General features: G+C 66.3%; 14 protein-coding genes. 5 read left to right on the forward strand and 9 right to left on the reverse strand.

Going from position 1 to position 20,523, the window contains the following annotated elements; translation table 11 throughout:
- Nucleotides 1-66 precede the first annotated feature (66 nt).
- A complete protein-coding gene (locus tag BBA01S_RS00235; RefSeq protein WP_042295498.1) occupies nucleotides 67-822 on the reverse strand; it encodes an arylesterase in 756 nt (251 codons plus the stop codon).
- Nucleotides 823-828: 6 nt separating this feature from the next.
- Between BBA01S_RS00235 and BBA01S_RS39520 the strand changes: the two genes are divergently transcribed.
- The gene (locus BBA01S_RS39520; RefSeq protein WP_042295500.1) at nucleotides 829-1,572 is read left to right on the forward strand and encodes an ABC transporter ATP-binding protein; all 744 of its coding nucleotides are present in this window, start codon (nucleotides 829-831) and stop codon (nucleotides 1,570-1,572) included.
- Nucleotides 1,573-1,656: 84 nt separating this feature from the next.
- Here BBA01S_RS39520 and pgi read toward each other — a convergent pair whose 3' ends face one another.
- From pgi to BBA01S_RS00255, 3 genes are all read right to left on the reverse strand, one after another.
- Nucleotides 1,657-3,276, reverse strand: a complete 1,620-nt coding sequence (gene pgi / locus BBA01S_RS00245; RefSeq protein ID WP_027814668.1) for a glucose-6-phosphate isomerase — start codon at nucleotides 3,274-3,276, stop codon at nucleotides 1,657-1,659.
- Nucleotides 3,277-3,512: 236 nt separating this feature from the next.
- Complete coding sequence (locus BBA01S_RS00250; protein ID WP_027814669.1) at nucleotides 3,513-5,096, reverse strand: NAD(P)H-hydrate dehydratase; 1,584 nt, start codon at nucleotides 5,094-5,096, stop codon at nucleotides 3,513-3,515.
- Between the two features lie 107 nt (nucleotides 5,097-5,203).
- A complete protein-coding gene (locus tag BBA01S_RS00255; RefSeq protein WP_027814670.1) occupies nucleotides 5,204-6,499 on the reverse strand; it encodes an FAD-dependent oxidoreductase in 1,296 nt (431 codons plus the stop codon).
- 451 nt (nucleotides 6,500-6,950) lie between these two features.
- On the opposite strand from BBA01S_RS00255, the gene purL reads away from it, so the two are divergent.
- Nucleotides 6,951-11,036, forward strand: coding sequence for a phosphoribosylformylglycinamidine synthase (purL, locus tag BBA01S_RS00260; protein WP_027814671.1), 4,086 nt, complete (start codon nucleotides 6,951-6,953; stop codon nucleotides 11,034-11,036).
- 211 nt (nucleotides 11,037-11,247) lie between these two features.
- A complete protein-coding gene (locus BBA01S_RS00265) occupies nucleotides 11,248-12,369 on the forward strand; it encodes a Fic family protein (RefSeq protein ID WP_027814672.1) in 1,122 nt (373 codons plus the stop codon).
- 73 nt (nucleotides 12,370-12,442) lie between these two features.
- Here BBA01S_RS00265 and BBA01S_RS00270 read toward each other — a convergent pair whose 3' ends face one another.
- The 5 genes from BBA01S_RS00270 to BBA01S_RS00290 all read right to left on the reverse strand — a co-directional run bounded on the left by BBA01S_RS00270 (nucleotide 12,443) and on the right by BBA01S_RS00290 (nucleotide 16,245).
- Nucleotides 12,443-13,225, reverse strand: coding sequence for a peptidylprolyl isomerase (locus BBA01S_RS00270; RefSeq protein ID WP_027814673.1), 783 nt, complete (start codon nucleotides 13,223-13,225; stop codon nucleotides 12,443-12,445).
- A 48-nt stretch (nucleotides 13,226-13,273) separates the two neighbouring features.
- Nucleotides 13,274-13,585: a BolA family protein gene (locus BBA01S_RS00275; RefSeq protein ID WP_027814674.1), complete on the reverse strand. Its 312-nt coding sequence runs from the start codon at nucleotides 13,583-13,585 to the stop codon at nucleotides 13,274-13,276.
- On the reverse strand, nucleotides 13,582-14,115 hold the full coding sequence (locus BBA01S_RS00280) for a septation protein A (protein WP_027814675.1): 534 nt from the start codon (nucleotides 14,113-14,115) through the stop codon (nucleotides 13,582-13,584). The genes BBA01S_RS00275 and BBA01S_RS00280 overlap by 4 nt, the downstream gene beginning before the upstream one ends.
- A gap of 92 nt (nucleotides 14,116-14,207) precedes the next feature.
- A complete protein-coding gene (gene msrB / locus BBA01S_RS00285) occupies nucleotides 14,208-14,627 on the reverse strand; it encodes a peptide-methionine (R)-S-oxide reductase MsrB (RefSeq protein ID WP_027814676.1) in 420 nt (139 codons plus the stop codon).
- Between the two features lie 52 nt (nucleotides 14,628-14,679).
- Nucleotides 14,680-16,245 carry a protein adenylyltransferase SelO family protein gene (locus tag BBA01S_RS00290; RefSeq protein WP_027814677.1) on the reverse strand — a complete coding sequence of 522 codons (1,566 nt, stop codon included), beginning with the start codon at nucleotides 16,243-16,245 and terminating at the stop codon, nucleotides 14,680-14,682.
- Between the two features lie 213 nt (nucleotides 16,246-16,458).
- On the opposite strand from BBA01S_RS00290, the gene BBA01S_RS39525 reads away from it, so the two are divergent.
- Both BBA01S_RS39525 and BBA01S_RS00300 read left to right on the forward strand, forming a co-directional pair.
- Nucleotides 16,459-18,210, forward strand: a complete 1,752-nt coding sequence (locus BBA01S_RS39525; protein ID WP_042295502.1) for a 3-(methylthio)propionyl-CoA ligase — start codon at nucleotides 16,459-16,461, stop codon at nucleotides 18,208-18,210.
- Nucleotides 18,211-18,426: 216 nt separating this feature from the next.
- Nucleotides 18,427-20,523, forward strand: a complete 2,097-nt coding sequence (locus tag BBA01S_RS00300; protein ID WP_042295504.1) for a 3-hydroxyacyl-CoA dehydrogenase NAD-binding domain-containing protein — start codon at nucleotides 18,427-18,429, stop codon at nucleotides 20,521-20,523.

The raw sequence follows: 20,523 nt of genomic DNA on the forward strand, positions 1-20,523 counted from the left end.
ACCGGACAGGACATCTGACAGCGGCAGGATACGCGGCAGCGCGTCGTGACGCCTGCCACGTGTCCGTTAGCGCTGCGCGCTGCCACCCAGCAGCGGCTTGAGCGTCGGCCACACGTTGTCGAGGAGCAAAGGCTGTGCCTGCTGGGTCGGATGCATCTGGTCGGCCTGGAAGAGATCCGGCTTGTTTTCGAGTCCCGCGAGCAGGAACGGCACGAGCGGCACGTGCAGTTCCTTTGCGAGCTGACCGTAGAGAGCGTGGAAATTCTGGGTGTAGTCGGGGCCGTAATTGGGTGGCACGTACATGCCCACCAGCACCGGCTGCGCATGACCCTCGCGGATCTGGGCGACGATGGCGCGCAGATTGCTGCTGGTTGTCGCGAGTGGTACGCCGCGCAGCGCGTCGTTCGCGCCAAGCTCGACGATCACGACTGAGGGCTTCATGCGCTGCATGACGAGCGGCAGGCGCGCGAGGCCGCCACTCGTCGTGTCGCCGCTGATGCTGGCATTCGCGACGCTATAATCGATTCGCTCGCTGGTGAGGCGCTGGCGCAGCAAGGCCACCCAGCCCGTGTCGCGTGGCAGGCCGTATTCGGCGGAAAGACTGTCGCCGAGCACGGCGATCACAGGTTTGGCCGCGACGTTTTGTGCGGCGGGCGGCGTGGCCGCAGCGGCGGTAGTCGGCGCTGCGCAGGGCAGCGCGATCGCCGCGAACAGCACGAAGGCCGCGACGCATCGCGCGGCAAACGGGGCGGCAAACGGGGTGACCAACGCCCCAAGGCGTGCGCGAGGGTGTTTCCTGTCGGCTAATCTTTGCTTCATCATGTGCGAATGAATAGCGATCCAGTCATCGAAGTACGGGGTTTAAGCAAGCGCGTCACTGACGCCGCCGGCGAACTGACGATCCTCGACGGCATCGACATGACCGTGCACGCGGGCAGCAGCGTGGCGATCGTGGGTGCGTCGGGGTCGGGCAAGTCGACATTGCTGGGCTTGCTGGCCGGTTTGGACAGCGCGAGCGCCGGCTCGGTTCGCCTGCTTGGACATGAGCTTACCGGCATGGCGGAGGATCGTCGCGCTGCGTTGCGCAATGGCGCGGTCGGTTTCGTGTTCCAGTCGTTCCAGTTGATGCCGCATCTAAGCGCACTGGAGAACGTCGCGCTGCCGCTCGAACTGCAAGGCGGCCTGAGCACGCGGGAAGCCTTTACGCGCGCCCGTGCGCTGCTGGAGCGCGTGGGCCTCGGCCAGCGCACCGGGCACTATCCCAAGCTGCTGTCGGGCGGCGAGCAGCAGCGTGTGGCGCTTGCGCGCGCCTTCGTCACGCATCCGGCCGTGCTCTTCGCCGACGAACCCACCGGCAGCCTCGACGCCGCCACGGGCCATGCCGTCATCGACCTGATGTTCGAACTCAACCGCGCGAATGGCGCGACGCTCGTACTGGTCACGCACGACATCGATCTCGCGCGTCGCTGCGATACCGTGGTGACGATCGAAGCGGGCCGCCGCGTGGCGAACGCATTGCACGTCGACGGCCCGGAAGACGCCAACGATGATCGCATCGAAACGGCCCGGTAAGCACATCGACTGAAATCTGGCGCTACAAAAAACAAAGGCGTGCACGGCAATCACCGTACACGCCTTTTCTACATCAGCAGGGCATCAGCGCTTGAGCGCCGCGCGTGCCCGCGCGATCAGCGCGCTCGTGGACGAATCGTGCGCCTTCACGTCGCCGCTTGCCGCGGTGAGATCGGCTTCCACGACCTTGCCGAGGATCTTGCCGAGCTCCACGCCCCACTGGTCGAACGGATTGATGTTCCACACCGACGCCTGCACCAGCACCTTGTGCTCGTACAGTGCGATCAGTGCGCCGAGCGAGCGCGCCGTAAGCGCGTCGACGAGCAGCGTCGTGGTCGGGCGGTTGCCGGGGAACATGATGTGCGGCACGAGCTCGGGCTTGTCCGGGCCGGCGATCTTCTTCGCTTCTTCCTCGGTGCGGCCGAGCATCATGGCCTCGCTCTGCGCGAAGCAGTTGGCGAGCAGCTTCGGGTGATGATCGGCGAGCGGGTGCTCGGGCGTGAGCACGGCGATGAAGTCGATCGGCACGATCGTCGTGCCCTGGTGCAGCATCTGGAAGAACGCGTGCTGGCCGTTGGTGCCAGGCTCGCCCCAGGTGATCGCCGAGGTCGCGTAGTCGACGAACTTGCCGTCGAGGCGCGCCTGCTTGCCGTTGCTCTCCATTTCCAGTTGCTGGAGGTAGGAGGGCAGGTAGTGCAATGCTTCGGAGTACGGTGCAACCAGGTAGCTTTGCGAGCCGAAGAAGTTGCGATACCAGATGCCGATCATGCCGAGCAGCACCGGCAGGTTCTTTTCGAGCGGCGCGGTGCGGAAGTGCTCGTCCATGTCGTGCGCGCCCGCGAGCAGTTCGTCAAACTGCTGCGGCCCAATCGCAATCATGATCGACAGGCCCACGGCCGACCACAGCGAGTAGCGCCCGCCGACCCAGTCCCACATCTCGAAGACATTCTCTTTGGCAATGCCGAACTTGACGACTTCCGCGGGATTCGCCGACACGCCGACAAAGTGCTTCGCGAGCGCATCTTCCGGGCAGCCGTGCTGGACGAACCAGTCGCGCATCGAGCGCGCGTTCGTCATGGTTTCGAGCGTCGTGAAAGTCTTGGAGACGATGATCGCGAGCGTCTCTTCCGGATCGATGTCTTCGATCACGCGCCAGAGATCGGCGCCGTCGACGTTGGACACGAAGTGCGAGTCGAGTTCCGGCGTTTCCAGGTGCTTGAGTGCGTGCACAACCATCTTCGGCCCGAGATCCGAGCCGCCGATGCCGATGTTCACCACGTGGCGGATGCGCTTGCCGGTGTAGCCCGTCCATGCGCCGCTGCGCACGGCGTCGGCGAATTTCGCCATCTTGGCTTTTTCGGCGAGCACCTGGGCGTGAAACGGTGCGTTCGGCTCAGTGGCGCGCAACGCCGTGTGCAGGGCGGCGCGGCCTTCGGTCGGGTTGACGACTTCGCCCGCGAACATCGCGTCGCGGCGCTGCTCGACGCCGGCTTCGCGCGCGAGCTGCACGAGCAGCTTCAGCGTGGCGTCGTTGATGCGGTTCTTCGAGAAGTCGGCGGCAAGACCACCGCCTGCGTACGTGTAGCGTTCGGCGCGGGTCGGTGCGGGATCGTTGGCGGGTGCGAACCAGTCGCGCATCTGTTCGTTGCGGATCTGTTCGTAATGCGTCTGTAGCGCGGACCAGGCAGGGAGCGGATTCGTCATGTTCGTCTAGCGAGGGAAAACGAATGAAGGGCGGCGGACGGCGTCAGCCGGTCAGGCCGACGCGCGCGTCACGCGCTGCGGGGAAGCGCGCCACCGGTGGGCGGCGCGCGAAAGATCAGTATAGCGGGCCTGGGCGAGCATGCGCACGGGGCGGGCTGTGCTAACGGCAATGTCGCGACGTTAGCAAACGGTGTGCCGCGCCTTCTTCCCGGTTGTTCTCAGTATGTGATCGAGCTTCATTCTTTCGGCGCGTAAAAAAGCCGGTTCACGAGGCGTCGAACCATCGGCGCGAGTTCGCCCGCCGCGAGGCCCACGGGGCCGTCGCCATGTGCCACGAGCGCGTCGGCGGCCAGGCCGTGCAGATAGACGCCCGCGAGCGCGGCTTCGAAGGGCGGCAGACGCTGCGCGAGCAGCGCGCCGATGAGGCCGCCGAGCACGTCGCCGGTGCCGCCCGTGGCGAGCGCAGCGTTGCCGGTCGGGTTGATCGCGAGGCGTCCGTCCGGTGCCGCGATCACCGTGCCGCTGCCCTTGAGCACCACGACCGCGTCGAAGCGCGCGGCAAGCGTGCGCGCCGACGCGAGCCGGTCGCGCTGCACCGCTGCCGTATCGGCGCCGAGCAGACGTGCGGCTTCGAGTGGATGCGGGGTCAGCACGCAAGGCGCGCCGCTTGTGCGGGCATGTTCGCTGACATGTGCGGCGAGGGCATCGTCGCGCGCGACGAGATTGAGTGCATCGGCATCGAGCAGCACGGCGGCGTCGAGCCGCAGGATGCGCTCGACCAGTTGCCGCGCCGACGCGCTGTTGCCCATGCCGCAGCCCGCTGCAACCGCGCTCATGGCGTCGAGCGCGAGCTTGCCGGCGTTGTGCAGCATCAGCTCGGGATGCGGCGTGTCATAGGGCGGCGCGTCGCTGCCGAGAAAGCCCACGTTGACCTTGCCCGCGCCCGCGAGCAGCGCGGCTCGTGCAGCGAGGATCGGCGCACCGCACATGCCGGTTTCGCCGCCGACGACCGCCAGCGTGCCGAAGCTGCCCTTGTGGGTTGCGAAGTCGCGCGCGGGCATGGACGGGCCGAACAGCACCGTGGCGTTGAGCACGGCGATATCGGCGCTGTGCAGCGAAACCTCGACTTCAATGCCGATCGGCGCAATGCTCACGACGCCTGCGTAATCGCGTCCCATGCCGGTATAAAGTCCAGGCTTCGCGCCGATGAACGTGATCGTGTGGCTCGCGCGCACCGCCGGCCCTCCGCCGACAACGTTGCCGGTGTCGCTGTCGAGTCCACTGGGCACGTCGAGCGCAAGCACGTGCCCATTGCTGCGGGAGCGCGCCGACAGGCGTTCGGCCAGCGCGCCAAATTCGCCGTCCAGCGCGCGCGCGAGTCCAATGCCGAACAGTCCGTCCACGAGCCAGCCGTAAGCGTCGAACGAGGCGGGCGGCGTCTGTGTGATCGGCACGCCGGCTGCGCGCGCTTCGGCAAGCGCCCAGCGTGCGTCGTCGGGTTTCACTTCGATGGGCATGCAGACTTCGCAGTCGATGCCCGCGCGTTTGAGCGCGGCGGCGGCCACCAGCGCGTCGCCGCCGTTATTGCCGGGCCCCGCGGCGAACCAGACCGGTCTTGCGCTAACCGGCGAAGGCGCATGAACGATCTGCTCGCGCAGGAAGTGCGCAGCAGCGGCTCCGGCGCGCGCCATCAGCGTATGGGCGGGCAGCGACGCCTGGGCGGCGTGCTCGCGTTCGCGCAGTTGAGCGACCGTGAGCAGTGCCACGGCGCGGTCATGCGGATTGACGAGGGTGGGGTGAGAAGGCGTGGCGTCGGTCATGGCGGCGGAGCGTGCGTTCGTGAGTTCGTGCGTTCAATCGATAGCGCAACGATACCCGAGCGACGTCCGCCCGCAACCACTACAAGGCGCATGGCGCGAATGCCTGCTTAACTGCGCTCCGGCCGGAGTGCCTCGACCGTTTCGGTGGGCAGTTCCGGAGCGGTGCCGGAAATCTGCGCGGCGATCAGGCGCGCCGAGCCGAGCGCGAGCGCCCATCCCGACGGGCCGTGCCCCGCATTGACGAACAGCCGTGGACTGCCGGTGTTGCCGACGGCAGGCAGCCCGTCCGCGGAAAGCAGCTTCATGCCTTCCCACGCGAGCGCCGCCGAGATGCGCGCCGCACCCGGCGCCCAGTCGCGCGAGGCTTCGCCGAGCAGGGCGAGCGCCTCTTCGGTCAACGCCTCGGGCATGGCCTGCTCCAGTTGCTTGCTGTGCTGGAGCACCGCGCCGCCCGCGATGCGCAGCCGGTGATTCGTGCGCGTGACGACGATGCGCCGCGCTGCATCGACGAGCGTCGAATTCGGCACGCATTCCTCGTGCGCGACCGGCGCGTTCAGCGTATGCACGCGCACCGGATAGAGCGGCAGCTTGATGCCGAGCGGCGCGAGCAGCTTCGGTGTCTGCGCGCCTGCGGCGACCACCACGGCGTCGGCGGAAATGACCTCGACATCGCGGCGCTTGCCGGATTCGTCGGGGCGCGGCGCGAGCTCGACGGCCGCGCGCTGGCTCTCGACGCGGATCGCGCTCACCGTGCGGCCGGTCTCGAACTGCACGCCGCCGAGCGTATCCAGCGTCTGCTTGAGCTGCTTGACGAAGAGCGGGCAGTTGGCGACGCGTGCATGATCGAAGCGCACCGCGCCCGCGAACGGCGGATCAGCGGGAATGGTGTGCTCGGCGGCCACGCATTCGTGGGGCGTGAGCACGTGGTGCGGCGTCTCGAAACGACGCAGCAGCTCCAGCGCGGGCTGGTTGAGCGACCACTCGTCGGTGGCGCGCACGAGATAGAGCAGGCCTTCGCGCTGCTCGTATTCGAGCTGGAAACGGTTTTCGATATCGTCGAGCGCCGCCTGGGCCGACTCGATCAGCGGGCGCAGCAGCGCGTAGCGCGCGGCAAACGCATCGGAGCCGTGCAGCGTCGCGAGGCGCTTGACGAACGCGCGCGCCTGGCCGGTGAAGCCGGTCTTGCTGATCACGCCGCCCGAGGACTGCCGGCCGTTGCGCAGGAAGGTGGGGCCGAACCAGACGTCGAGCGGCGTCGGCAGCACGACTCCGCTATGACCGTAGGTCGCGCCCTGGGCGACGGTGGCGTGGCGCTCGACCACGCAGACGCGATGGCCCGCCGCGCGCAACTGGTAGGCGGTGGCGACGCCGGCAATTCCGCCGCCAATGACGATGACATCCATGATGATTCGATCTGCTGGCAGGCCGCGCGCCGTTGGTCGTTGTGAACCTGGCGCCCTGCCGAAGAGGGTGAGACGTGCGACGCGCGCGTAGTGCTGCGCCGATCGGGTGAAACGAGCAATCATAGCAGCCATTCGGGCGTCGTCGCCATGCGCGTGGCTGCGCCGCGCCAGCCCCAGGCTGGCCCCGCGACCGTCATCCGATCGCAAAAAAAGGCCTAATGCAGCGCGAGTCAGGGGCGCGCCTTTTTCCCGTATCGCGAAAAGGCGCACGGACGTGCTGCGCGCGGCGTTGTCGAACCGTCTCCAGGGCGGTCGGAGCGGGGCTTCCGGGTTATAATCGCGGTCTCCCTTCGCCTGACCGTCGCCACAGCCCCGCGCGACGCATCGCCACCTTGCGACGCAACCGCGCGAGGCGAAGCCGCGATGTAACCTCGACGCAACGCCCCAGTCCATGGCCCACTTCTCGTGTTTCCCCGGTGCTTCGGCCCTTTCCGACTTCCGTCAGACCCGCCTGCTCGACACGCTCCAGCGTATCGACGCCAATATCGTCGGCGTGCACGGCCAGTATCTGCACTTCGTCAACTCGGCCACGCCGCTTTCCGCTGACGACAGCGCGAAGATCGAGGCGCTGATGCACTACGGCGCGCCGTTCGCGGCTGCGCAGGAGCGCGGCAGCGCGGTGACCTTCCTCGTGGTGCCGCGCTTCGGCACGGTGTCGCCGTGGGCCTCGAAAGCCACCGACATCGCCCATCACTGCGGTCTCGAGCAGGTGCGCCGCATCGAGCGTGGCGTCGAATACACGGTGATCCTCAAGAGCGGCCTGCTGGGCGGCAAGAAGACGCTGTCGGACGACGCGCACGAGCAGGTTGCCGCCGCGCTGCACGACCGCATGACCGAAAGCGTGGCGCCGTCGCGCGACGCGGCGCTGCATCTGTTCGACGAACTGCCGGCGCGCCCGATGCAGACGGTCGACGTGCTCGGCCACGGCCGCGCGGCGCTGGAAACGGCCAACGGCGAACTGGGCCTCGCGCTCGCCGACGACGAGATCGACTACCTCGTCGAGAACTTCACGAAGCTCGGCCGCAACCCGACCGACGTCGAACTGATGATGTTCGCGCAGGCCAACAGCGAACACTGCCGCCACAAGATCTTCAACGCGAGCTGGACGATCGACGGCCAGGACCAGGATCTGTCGCTGTTCGCGATGATCCGCAATACGGAAAAGATCAGCCCGCAAGGCACCATCGTCGCGTATTCGGACAACTCGTCGATCATGGAAGGCGCGGTGGCCGAGCGCTGGTTCCCGCGCAAGAGCGGCGCCGACGGCGCGCCGGGCGAGCAGTACGGTCGCCACACCGAACTCACGCACACGCTGATGAAGGTGGAGACGCACAACCACCCGACCGCGATCTCGCCGTTTGCCGGCGCGGCCACGGGCTCGGGCGGCGAAATCCGCGACGAAGGCGCAACGGGCCGCGGCGCGCGTCCGAAGGCCGGTCTCACGGGCTTCACGGTCTCGAACCTCGATCTGCCCGACGCACGCGAAACGTGGGAAAACGCCCGCGACGCCGCCGTGCCGCTCGCGCACCGCAATCCCGCCGATGCATCCGGCGCGCAGGCGACCTACGGCCGCCCCGACCGCATCGCCTCGCCGCTGCAGATCATGATCGACGGCCCGCTCGGCGGCGCCGCGTTCAACAACGAATTCGGCCGCCCGAACCTCGGCGGCTACTTCCGCGTCTACGAGCAGAACGTCGCGGGCACCGTGCGCGGCTACCACAAGCCGATCATGATTGCCGGCGGCCTCGGCAACATCAGCGACCAGCACACGCACAAGCACGACCTGCCCGCCGGCTCGCTGCTGATCCAGATTGGCGGCCCCGGCATGCGCATCGGCATGGGCGGCGGCGCGGCCAGCTCGATGGCGACCGGCACCAACACCGCCGAACTCGACTTCGACTCGGTTCAGCGCGGCAACCCGGAAATCGAGCGTCGCGCACAGGAAGTCATCAACTCGTGCTGGCAACTCGGCGAAGCCAATCCGATCCTGAGCATCCACGACGTGGGCGCGGGCGGCCTGTCGAACGCGTTCCCCGAACTCGTCGACGGCGCGGACAAGGGCGCGCGCTTCGAACTGCGCAAGGTTCAGCTCGAAGAATCGGGCCTGTCGCCGCGCGAGATCTGGTCGAACGAATCGCAGGAACGTTACGTCCTGGCGATCGCGCCGGCCGATCTGCCCGCTTTTGAGGCGATCTGCGCACGTGAGCGCTGCCCGTTCGCGGTCGTGGGCGTCGCCACCGACGCACGCGAACTCAAGCTGATCGACACCGACGAGCAGGCGCTTGCCGCCAACGGCGGCCACCAGCCGGTCGACATGCCGATGGACATCCTGCTCGGCAAGCCGCCGCGCATGCACCGCAACGTCGAACACGCGAGCACGCCGCTCGTGCCGGTCGACGTCACGGGCATCTCGCTCGACGAAGTCGCGAAGAGCGTGCTGCGTCACCCGACGGTCGGCAGCAAGTCGTTCCTCATCACGATCGGCGACCGCTCGGTGGGCGGCATGAACGTGCGCGACCAGATGGTCGGCCCGTGGCAGGTGCCGGTCGCCGACTGCGCGATCACCGCGCTCGACTACGCCGGCTTCAAGGGCGAAGCGATGACGATGGCCGAGCGCACGCCGCTGGCCGTCATCAACGCGCCCGCATCGGGCCGCATGGCCGTGGGTGAGGCGATCACCAACATCGCCAGCGCTCCGATCGCGTCGCTCGACAAGCTCAAGCTCTCCGCGAACTGGATGGCCGCGTGCGGCGCACCGGGCGAAGACGCCGCGCTTTACGACACCGTGAAGGCGATCGGCATGGAACTGTGCCCGGCGCTGGGTATCGGCATTCCGGTCGGCAAGGATTCGCTGTCGATGCGCACGAAGTGGAACGACGAAGGCGTCGCGAAGGAAGTGGTCGCGCCGGTTTCGCTGATCATTTCGGCATTCGCGCCGGTCGAAGACGTGCGCCGTCACCTCACGCCGCAACTGCGCCGCATCGACGAAGTGGGCGAATCGGTGCTCATCTCGATCGACCTGGGCCGTGGCAAGAACCGCATGGGCGGCTCGATCTTCGCGCAGGTCACGCAGCAGGTCGGCAACGACGCGCCTGACGTCGACAGCGCCGAAGACCTCAAGCAGTTCTTCAACGCGATCCAGAAACTCAACGCCAACGAGCAGGTGCTCGCGTACCACGACCGCTCGGACGGCGGCCTGTGGGCGACCGTTTGCGAAATGGCGTTTGCTGGCCACACGGGCGTGTCGCTGAACGTGGACATGCTCACGCTCGACGGCGAGCACGGCACGGACTTCGGCGACGCCAAGGACTGGGCGAAGCAGACCAGCGGCCGCCGCGACGACCGCACGCTGCGCGCACTGTTCTCGGAAGAACTGGGCGCCGTGATCCAGGTGCCGGCAACGCAACGCGACGCCGTGATGGCGGTGCTGCGCGAGCACAACCTGTCGGTCTGCTCGAACGTGATCGGCACGCTCAACAACCGCGACTCGATCGAAATTTACCGCGACGCCAAGCGCATCTTTGAAGCGCCGCGCGCTGAGCTGCACCGCGTGTGGAGCGAAGTGAGCTGGCGCATTGCGCGCCTGCGCGACAACCCGGCCTGTGCCGACGCCGAATACGATGCGCTGCTCGACGCGGCCGATCCGGGCATGCAGCCGACGCTCACGTTCGATGCTGCCGAGGACATCGCCGCGCCGTTCATCGGCAAGGGCGCGCGTCCGCGCGTGGCGATCCTGCGCGAGCAGGGCGTGAACTCGCACCTTGAAACCGCCTATGCGTTCGACCGTGCGGGCTTCGACGCGCACGACGTGCACATGAGCGACCTGCTGGAAGGCCGCGCTACGCTGGCCGATTTCGCGGGCGCGGTCGCCTGCGGCGGCTTCTCGTACGGCGACGTGCTGGGCGCGGGCGAAGGCTGGGCCAAGACGATCCGCTTCAACGCGCAGCTTGCGGACATGTTCGCGGCGTTCTTCGGGCGCGAGGACACCTTCGCGCTGGGTATCTGCAACGGCTGCCAGATGCTGTCGAGCCTCGCCTCGATGATCCCGGGCGCCGAAGCCTGGCCGAAGTTCACGCGTAACAAGTCGGAGCAGTTCGAAGCGCGCTTCTCGCTCGCCGAAGTGCAAAGCTCGCCGTCGATCTTCTTCGCCGGCATGGAAGGCTCGCGCATTCCGGTCGCGGTCGCGCACGGCGAAGGTTTCGCGGACTTCTCGCAGCAAGGCGACATCTCGAAGGTGGCAGTGGCGATGCGCTACGTCGATCACCGTGGCCAGCCGACCGAAGGCTATCCGTTCAACCCGAATGGCTCGCCGCAAGGCATTACCTCGGTGACGACCGCCGACGGCCGCTTCACCGTGCTGATGCCGCACATGGAGCGCGTGCACCGCACCGTGACGATGAGCTGGCACCCCGAAGGCTGGGGCGAGGCGAGCCCGTGGCTGCGTGCGTTCCAGAACGCGCGCAAATGGGTCGGTTAAATCTCGTTTGACGCCGCCGGTCGCCTGTTGGGCGCCCGGCGCATCGAATCCCGGAAACCCCGGTCATGTCTGCTTCGGCGGAAATGACCGGGGTTTTTTGTCTTACGTGTTTTACGTGCGGCGTTGGGGTGCGGTGAATAGCGGCCTTATTCGCCGCAGATATTGCGGTGAATAAATTGCCTATGCGGCGAATACAGCCCATAATCCCCGCATGAATAGCGGCGATTATCTCTACATCTGGCAAGCCGGCGACTGGCCACAGTGGCGCTTCGACATGACGGCGCTCGCTGGCCCCATGGCCGAAGCGAGCCGAGCCCAGGGCGTCCTGCTGGGCCGTCTGGCTGACGTCGGTATGCGCCTGCGCGATCAGGCGAGTCTCGCGGCACTCACCGAGGACGTGCTCAAGACCAGCGAGATCGAAGGCGAGCGCCTGAGTGTCGCGTCGGTGCGCTCGTCGATTGCGCGGCGTCTGGGCGTCGATATCGGCGCGCTGGCTCCGGTCGACCGGCACGTGGAAGGAGTGGTCGCCATGGTGCTCGATGCGACGGCTAACCACCGGCTTGCGGTCACGCGTGAACGCCTCTTTGGCTGGCACGCGGCGCTGTTCCCAACTGGCTATGCGGGACTCTCGCGGATCACGGTCGGCGCCTGGCGCGACGACGCCACTGGGCCCATGCAGGTCGTGTCCGGCCCGATCGGCCGTCAGCGAGTGCATTTCGAGGCGCCGCCCGCGCCGTTACTCGACGTGCAGCTAAAACGTTTTCTCGACTGGATCAACCAGCCCACGCCGATGCCGCCGCTCATCAAGGCGGGACTCGCGCATCTGTGGTTCGTCACGTTGCATCCGTTCGACGACGGCAACGGGCGTATTGCGCGCGCCATCGGCGACCTGCTGCTGTCGCGCGCCGATGGCAGCACGCAACGCTTCTACAGCCTGTCGTCGCAGATCCAGCGCGAGCGCAAGGCTTACTACGAGATCCTCGAACGCACGCAGAAAGGCTCGATGGATGTGACGCAATGGCTCGCGTGGTTTCTCGAGACGCTGCATCGCGCCGTCGATCACGCGCAACTCACCCTGGATTCGGTGCTCGTGAAGGCGCGTTTCTGGCATCAGTGGGCCGACACGCCGTTCAACGAGCGGCAGGCGAAGCTGCTGAACAAACTGCTCGACGGTTTCGACGGCAAGCTGACGACTGGCAAATGGGCCGCCATCGCCAAATGTTCGTCGGATACCGCGTTGCGGGACATCAACGACCTGGTCGCGCGCGGTATGTTGCGCAAGGCCGAAGGCGGCGGGCGCAGCACGAGTTACGAACTGATGCCGCCGCCATGAAAAAACCCCGCGCCTTTGCAGGTCGCGGGGTTTTTCTTGCAGCGAAACTGCAGTGCGGTCTCGCAGTGCGGTCTTACTGGATCTTCGCTTGCGCGCGCAGTTGCTTTTCGAACGCGAGCAGCTTTTCCTGCTGGAGCTGTTGCACGATCTGCGGGCGAACCTGCTCAAGCGGCGGCGGGGCGATCGCGCGAATGTCGTCGACACGGATGATGTGCCAGCCGAACTGCGTATGCACCGGCGTGTCGGTCACCTGGCCCTTCTGCAGCGACGTCGCGGCAGCGGCGAATTCCGGCACGTATGCCTTCGGATCCGACCAGTCGAGGTCGCCGCCGTTCTTCGCCGAACCCGGATCCTTCGAGTACTGCTTCGCGAGGTCTTCGAAGCTTGCGCCGGCCTTGATCTTCGCGATCAGGTCTTTGGCCTGCTGCTCGTCGGCGACGAGGATGTGGTGCAGGTGATATTCCTTGCCGCCGCCCGCGCCCTGCGTGACCTTGTCGTACATCGCCTTGACTTCGGCGTCGCTCGGCTGGTTGTTCTTGAGGAAGTCCTCGATCCACGCGTGCAGGATGACCTGCTGCTGCGCCATCGCCAGTTGTGCCTTCACGTCCGGACGATTCGGGATGCCCAGACGCGCGGCTTCCTGCATCAGCACTTCGCGGTTGATCAGTTCTTCACGCACGGCCTTTTGCAGATCCGGCGTGTCTTGCTGGCCCTGGGCCACGACCTGGGCGACGAGCGCGTTGGCGCGCGACGTCGGAATCGGCGTGCCGTTCACGACGGCGACATTCTGTGCAAAGGCGGGAGCCGCCGCGCACGCAGCCAGCAACACCCAGAGACGGGTTTTCTTCAAGGTCATCGAAAAATCCTAACAGGGCGAATCAAAAGTGGGGCTTATCGGTGGGCTTTATCGGGGCAGCGCCGCGGCTTCTTCGGGCGTGAGCGCCGTGATCGCCAGCGCGTGAATGCCGCGCTGCATGGCCTCGGCCAGCGCATCATACACTAAGCGATGCCTTGCCACGCGGGCTTTCCCCGTGAATGCGGACGCAACGATCGTGACATGAAAATGACCACCGGCAGACGCGCCGGCATGGCCCGCATGCAGCGCGCTGTCGTCGCGCACGACGATCGATTCGACCGGCGCGAGCGCGGCCGTGAGGCGCGTCTCGATCAGCGCGAGGCGCTCGGCGGGACTGGCGTTGAGGAATACGTCGCTCATTCTTCTTCCTTCATGTGACGCGACAGCCAGAGACTCTGGCCGACGATAAACACGACCAGGATCCCGGTCGCGCCAAACAGCTTGAAGTCGACCCACGCGTCGGTGGAGAAGTGGAAGGCAACGAACAGATTGAGAATGCCGAGCAGCGCGAAGAAGATCGACCAGACGAAGTTCAGTTGCGTCCAGACGCGCTGGGGCAGGGAGATCTGCTTGCCCATCATCGCTTCGATGAGGTTCTTGCCGAACGCCACCTGCGAGACCAGCAGAACGACCGAGAAGGCCCAGTAGAGCACCGTGGGCTTCCACTTGATGAAGGTCTCGTCGTGCAGGATCAGCGTGGCGCCGCCGAATACGACGACGATGCCCAGCGACAGCCATAGCATCGGATCGACCTTGCGGTGCCGGAACGCCACCCAGGCGATCTGCACGAGCGTCGCGACGATCGCCACGGTCGTGGCCGTATAGATGCCCCACACCTTGAAGGCGACGAAGAACAGGATGATCGGGAACAGATCAAACAGAAATTTCATTATCGGCCTGGAGTCCGCAAAAAGAGCCGCAAAAAGGGCGCAACGCGGCTATCCGGCACGCGCCCCGCATGGAGGGCGCATGCCTGCCCGCGTTACTTGGGCTCGAATTGTAGCGCAGCCGAATTGATGCAATACCGAAGGCCCGTTGGGGCCGGACCGTCTTCGAAGACGTGGCCCAGATGCGCGCCGCAGTTCTTGCAGCGCACTTCGATGCGCAACATGCCGTGCGTGCGGTCGGTGCGCTCCTCGATGACCTCGCCGTCGATCGGGCGGAAATAGCTCGGCCAGCCGCAGCCAGCGTCGAATTTCGTGTCGGACTCGAATAACGGCGTGCCGCAACAGACGCAGTCGTAGATGCCGCGTTCGTTGTGATCCCAGTACTTGCCGGTGAAGGCGCGCTCGGTGGCCGCGTGGCGCGTCACCTGGTATTGGGTCGGATCGAGCTTGGCGCGCCATTCGGCGTCGCTCTTGTGGCCGGGGTAGGCGTCGGAGTTATGGTCGTCCTGGCTCATATCGGGTTCCTTGGATGAAACTGCGGGGAAGACTGCGTAGATGGGGCCGCGCTCACGAAGAACAACTGACTTCGAGCGAGCTGGCCCACGCGGGCGGCAGTGCCGCATAAGCGGCGTTTTCCGGCTGCTCGTCGAACGGACGCTTGAGCACGTTCGCGAGCCGTTCGACTTCGCTGAAATCCTTCTGCGCCGCGCGCTCGATCGCCGTCTGCGCGAGATGGTTGCGCAGCACGAACTTCGGATTCACGCGGTTCATCGCTTCTGCGCGAGCGGCGTCGTCGCGCGTTTCCTGCTGCAGGCGCGCGCGATAGTCGGCCGCCCAGGCGTCGAAGGCGGGACGGTCGAGGAACAGGTCACGCACCGTCGTGTCGCCGTGCGCATCGAGCTTCGACACGCGCGCGAGATTGCGGAACGTCAGCGTGAAATCGGCGCGGTTCGTGTTCATGATGTCGAACAGGCGATTCGCGAGCTGATCGTCGCCGTCGAGCGCGTGCTCCAGGCCCAGCTTCGCGCGCATGCGCGCTTCGAGCGCGGGTGCGAAGTGCGACTTGAAGCGTTCGAGCACGCCTTGCGCGTCGGCCACGCAGCGCTCGCCGCGCGCTTTCTCGTCGGCGATATCGTAGTGCGCGCCGAACAGCGGCAGCAGCGCCTGCGCGAGGCAAAACAGGTTCCAGTAGCCGATCTGCGGCTGCATGCGATACGCGTAGCGGCCCTGCGAATCCGAATGATTGCAGATGTGGTTCGCATCGAAGCCGTCGATGAAACCGAACGGGCCGTAGTCGATCGTGAGACCGAGGATCGACATGTTGTCGGTGTTCATCACGCCGTGGCAGAAGCCCACGGCCTGCCAGTCGACCATCAGCGCCGCCGTGCTGCGCACCGCCTGGTCGAGCAGGGCGAGGTACGGGTCGTCGGCTTCGCGCAGTTGCGGGTAGAAGCGCTCGATCACGTGATCGGCGAGCTTGCGCAGCGCCTCGACGTTATCGTTCGAATAGAAGTGCTCGAAGTGGCCGAAGCGCACGAAGCTGGGCGACACACGCGTGACGACCGCCGCGGTTTCCAGTTCCTCGCGGCGCACCGCCTGATCGGAACCGGTCACGGCGAGCGCGCGCGTGGTCGGAATGCCCAGGTGATGCATGGCCTCGGAGCACAGGAATTCGCGGATCGACGAACGCAGCACCGCGCGGCCGTCGCCCATGCGCGAATACGGCGTGCGTCCCGCGCCCTTGAGCTGCACTTCCTCGCGCAGGCCCGCGTGTTCGACTTCGCCGAGCATCAGCGCGCGGCCGTCGCCGAGCTGGCCCGCCCACACGCCGAACTGATGCCCCGAATACACCGTCGCATACGACATTGCGCCCGGCGAGCGTTCGCGCGTGAAGTTGCCGCTGAAGAACGCCGCGAACGCGGGGTCTTTCGCGGCGGCGGGGTCGAGGCCCAGCAGCGCCGCCGTTTCCGGCGAATAGCCGACCACATACGGCGCGGGCAGCGGCGCGCCGGGCAGGCGCGTGTAGAAAGTCGCGCCGAGCGCGGCAAAACTGTCGTCGCGCTGCGCGGTGAGCGCGCGCTCGAAGTCGGCGAGCGGGCCGCTGGTCGGCAGGTTCGTGTCGGTCTGGGTCACGTGGGAATCGCTGGGAGAGGAATTCGGGCCTGGTGAAAACGACATGTTGAGCGCCTGTTGAATAGCCGATATTGTAAGTCCGCGCCCGCTGGCGTGCAGGACGCCGCCGCGAGCCATGTAAGACAGCCTGGAACCTGAGATAAGCGCGGTCGTCGACCGCGGCACACAACACAACGAGCTTTCCAGACATCCGAGTCGAGGAGACCGTCGACCATGACCACGCCGATCACGCCCAGCGCATCGCTCATGGGCCAGATGATGGACGTGCCGCTGCTGGTGTCGTCGCTGATCGCGCATGCGGCGCGCCATCATGGCAGCGCCCAGATCGTCTCGCGGCGCATCGAAGGCGACATCCACCGCTATACGTATCGCGATTGCGAGGCGCGCTCGAAGCAGCTTGCGCAGGCGCTGATCGCGCTGGGCGTCGAGCCAGGCGAGCGCGTGGCGACGCTGGCGTGGAACGGCTATCGGCACATGGAGGCCTACTTCGGCGTGACGGGTTTCGGCGCCGTGTGCCACACCGTCAATCCGCGTCTCTTTCCCGAACAGATCGCCTGGATCGTCAATCATGCCGACGATCGTTACGTCCTGTTCGATACGACTTTCGCCGCGCTGGTCGACACGCTCGCGCCGCAGTGCCCGCAGGTGCGCGGCTGGATCGCCCTGTGCGACGAGGCGCATCTGCCGGCCATGCGCACGCCGGTGCTCTGCTATGAGACGCTGCTCGCGGCGCAGGACGGCGATTACGCATGGCCGCTGCTCGACGAGCGCAGCGCTTCGAACCTTTGCTACACCTCGGGCACCACGGGCAATCCGAAGGGCGCGCTGTACACGCATCGTTCGTCGGTGCTGCATGCGTACGCGGCGTCGCTGCCCGATTCGATCGGCTTGTCCGCGCGCGACGCCTTGCTGCCCGTCGTGCCGATGTTCCATGTCAACGCCTGGGGCATCCCGCACGCCGCGCCGCTCAACGGCACCAAGCTCGTGCTGCCCGGCAAGGATCTCGACGGCAAGTCGCTCTACGAGCTGATGGAGGCCGAAGGCGTGACCTGTTCCGCCGGCGTGCCGACCGTTTGGCTCGGCCTGCTCACGTACATGCGCGAGGCGGGCGTGAAGTTTTCGACGCTCAATCGCACGGTGATCGGCGGGTCGGCGTGTCCGCCCGCGATGATCCGCACGTATGAGGACGACTACGGCGTGCAGGTGATTCACGCGTGGGGCATGACGGAGATGTCGCCGCTGGGCACGCTCGCGAAGCTCAACTGGGAGCAGGCGCAAAGGCCGCCTGCCGAACAGCGCGCGCTGCTCGAAAAACAGGGCCGCGTGATTTTTGGCGTCGACATGAAAATCGTCGGCGACGATGGGCGCGAGCTGCCGTGGGACGGCGTGGCGTTCGGCGACCTGCATGTGCGCGGGCCGTGGGTGATCGACCGGTATTTCCGCCAGGAAGCGGGCACGCCGCTAGTCGACGGCTGGTTTCCGACTGGCGACGTCGCGACCATCGATCCCGACGGCTTCCTGCACATCACCGACCGCAGCAAGGACGTCATCAAGTCGGGCGGCGAATGGATCAGCTCGATCGAACTGGAAAACATCGCGGTTGCGCATCCGGCTATTGCCGAAGCGGCCTGCATCGCCTGTGCGCATCCACGCTGGACGGAGCGCCCGCTGATCGTCGCGGTGAAGAAGCCCGGCGCCGAGGTCACGCGCGAAGAACTGCTGGCGTTTTTCGACGGCAAGGTCGTCAAGTGGTGGCTGCCCGACGACGTGGCCTTCGTCGACGAACTGCCGCACACGGCCACCGGCAAGCTGCAAAAGCTCAAGCTGCGCGAACAGTTCCGCGACCACGTCCTGCCGACGGCGCTCGCCGCCGCCGAACAATGCCCGATGGAGCCACTCGATCTGCGCAAGGGCGAGGGCGGCGGCGCGCAGGATCACGCCAGATCCGCGGCCATGCGCGACTGAATTTCAGCGCGGGCAACGCGTAACCTTTTCTCCGGCGCGGCCCTCGGGCTGCGTTTTTTTTGCCCCTTTTTTGCCGCTTGGTACAAACCCTGACGCCATCTCTATCGAAAAAAATGGAACGAGCGTACTTTTTTCGGTATTCTGCCTGCTGACCGGGAATGTCGGACAATGAAGCCGGCGACGCACAACGCGGCCCGCATGCATGGAGGCAGGCAAATGGTAGTGGACAACGCGGCAGTGAATTACACGACTCGCGACGGCGTCGCCGTCATCACGCTCAACAATCCGCCCGTCAACGGCCTGGGTCTCTCGACCCGCACCGGCATTGTCGACGGCCTCGCGCGCGCCAACAGCGATCCCGCCGTGACGGCCATCGTCATCACGGGCGCGGGCAAAGCGTTCTCCGGCGGCGCCGACATCACCGAATTCAACACGCCCAGGGCGACCCAGGAGCCCACGCTCCACACCGTCATCAAGGAAGTGGAAAAGAGCGCCAAGCCCGTCGTGGCGGCGATCCACAGCGTGGCGATGGGCGGCGGCCTGGAACTGGCCCTCGGCGCGCATTACCGCGTCGCCGCACCGGGCGCGCAGATCGCGCTGCCCGAAGTCAAGCTCGGCATCCTGCCGGGCGCAGGCGGCACGCAGCGCCTGCCGCGCGCCATCGGTCTGGAGCCCGCGCTCAACATGATCGTCAGCGGCGCGCCGGTGCCCAGCGAAAAGCTCGCGAAGTCGGGTCTCTTCGACGCCATGATCGAAGGCGATCTGCTGACCGAAGCCGTCGCGTTCGCCCGCAAGGCCGCCGATAAACAAGGCCCGCATCCGCTCGTGCGCAACCGCAAGATCGAGCATCCGAACGCCGAAGGCTTCCTGCAGTTCTCGCGCAACACCGTGGGCGCGATGTCGAAGAACTACCCCGCGCCCGTCAAGTGCATCGACGCGATCGCAGCGGGCGTGAAGCAGGGCTTCGACAAGGGTCTCGCCTACGAGCGCGAGTGCTTCATCGAACTCGTGCAGACGCCGGAATCGCATGCGCTGCGTCACGCGTTCTTCGGCGAGCGCGCCGCCAGCAAGATCCCCGATGTGCCGTCGAGCACGCCCACGCGCGATATCCAGAAGGTCGCGGTGATCGGCGCGGGCACGATGGGCGGCGGCATCACGATGAACTTCCTCAACGCGGGCCTGCCGGTCACGCTGCTGGAAACGAAGCAGGAAGCGCTCGATCGCGGCATCGCGACGATCCGCAAGAACTACGAAGCGCAGGTCAAGAAGGGCAAGCTCACGCAGGAGAAGCTCGAAGCGCGCATGGCGCTGATCAGCCCGACGCTCTCCTACGACGACCTCAAGCAGGCCGATCTGATCATCGAAGCCGTGTTCGAAGAACTCGGCGTGAAGGAGCAGGTGTTCAAGCGTCTGGACGAAGTCGCCAGGGCTGGCGCGATTCTCGCCTCGAACACCTCGACGCTTGACGTCGACAAGATCGCCGCTTTCACGAAGCGTCCGCAGGACGTGGTCGGCCTGCACTTCTTCAGCCCGGCCAACGTGATGAAGCTGCTCGAAGTCGTGCGCGGCAAGGACACGGCCAAGGACGTGCTCGCCACGGTCATGCAGGTCGCTAAGAAGATCCGCAAGACGGCGGTGGTGTCGGGTGTGTGCGATGGCTTTATCGGCAATCGCATGATCGAGCAGTACGTGCGCCAGGGCCTGTACATGCTCGAAGAAGGCGCGCTGCCCGCACAGGTCGACCGCGCGGCGGAGAAGTTCGGCTTCGCGATGGGGCCGTTCCGCATGGGCGACCTCGCGGGCAACGACATCGGCTGGGCGATCCGCAAGCGCCGCTATGAGGAAAAGCCGGACATCAAGTATTCGAAGATCGCCGACCGCCTGTGCGAACAGGGCCGTTTCGGCCAGAAGACCGGCGCGGGCTGGTACGACTACAAGGCCGGCGAGCGCAACGCGCTGCCCTCGAAGCTCGTGGACGACATGATCGTCGCGTACTCGAAGGAAGCGGGCGTCGAGCGCCGCAAGATCAGCGATGAGGAAATCGTCGAGCGTCTCGTGTTCGCGCTCGTCAACGAAGGCGCGAAGATCCTCGAAGAAGGCATTGCTTCGAAGGCTTCGGACATCGACATGGTCTACCTGACGGGCTACGGCTTCCCGCTGTGGCGCGGCGGCCCGATGCTCTACGCGGACACCGTCGGCCTGTACAACGTGGCGCGCGCGATCCGCCGTTACGCGGCGCAGCCCAACGGCGACGCCTGGCAGATCGCAGCGTCGCTGGCCGACAAGGCCGACAGCGGCGCCACGTTCAACTGA

The organism is Paraburkholderia bannensis NBRC 103871, from assembly GCF_000685015.1.
Lineage (GTDB): Bacteria > Pseudomonadota > Gammaproteobacteria > Burkholderiales > Burkholderiaceae > Paraburkholderia > Paraburkholderia bannensis.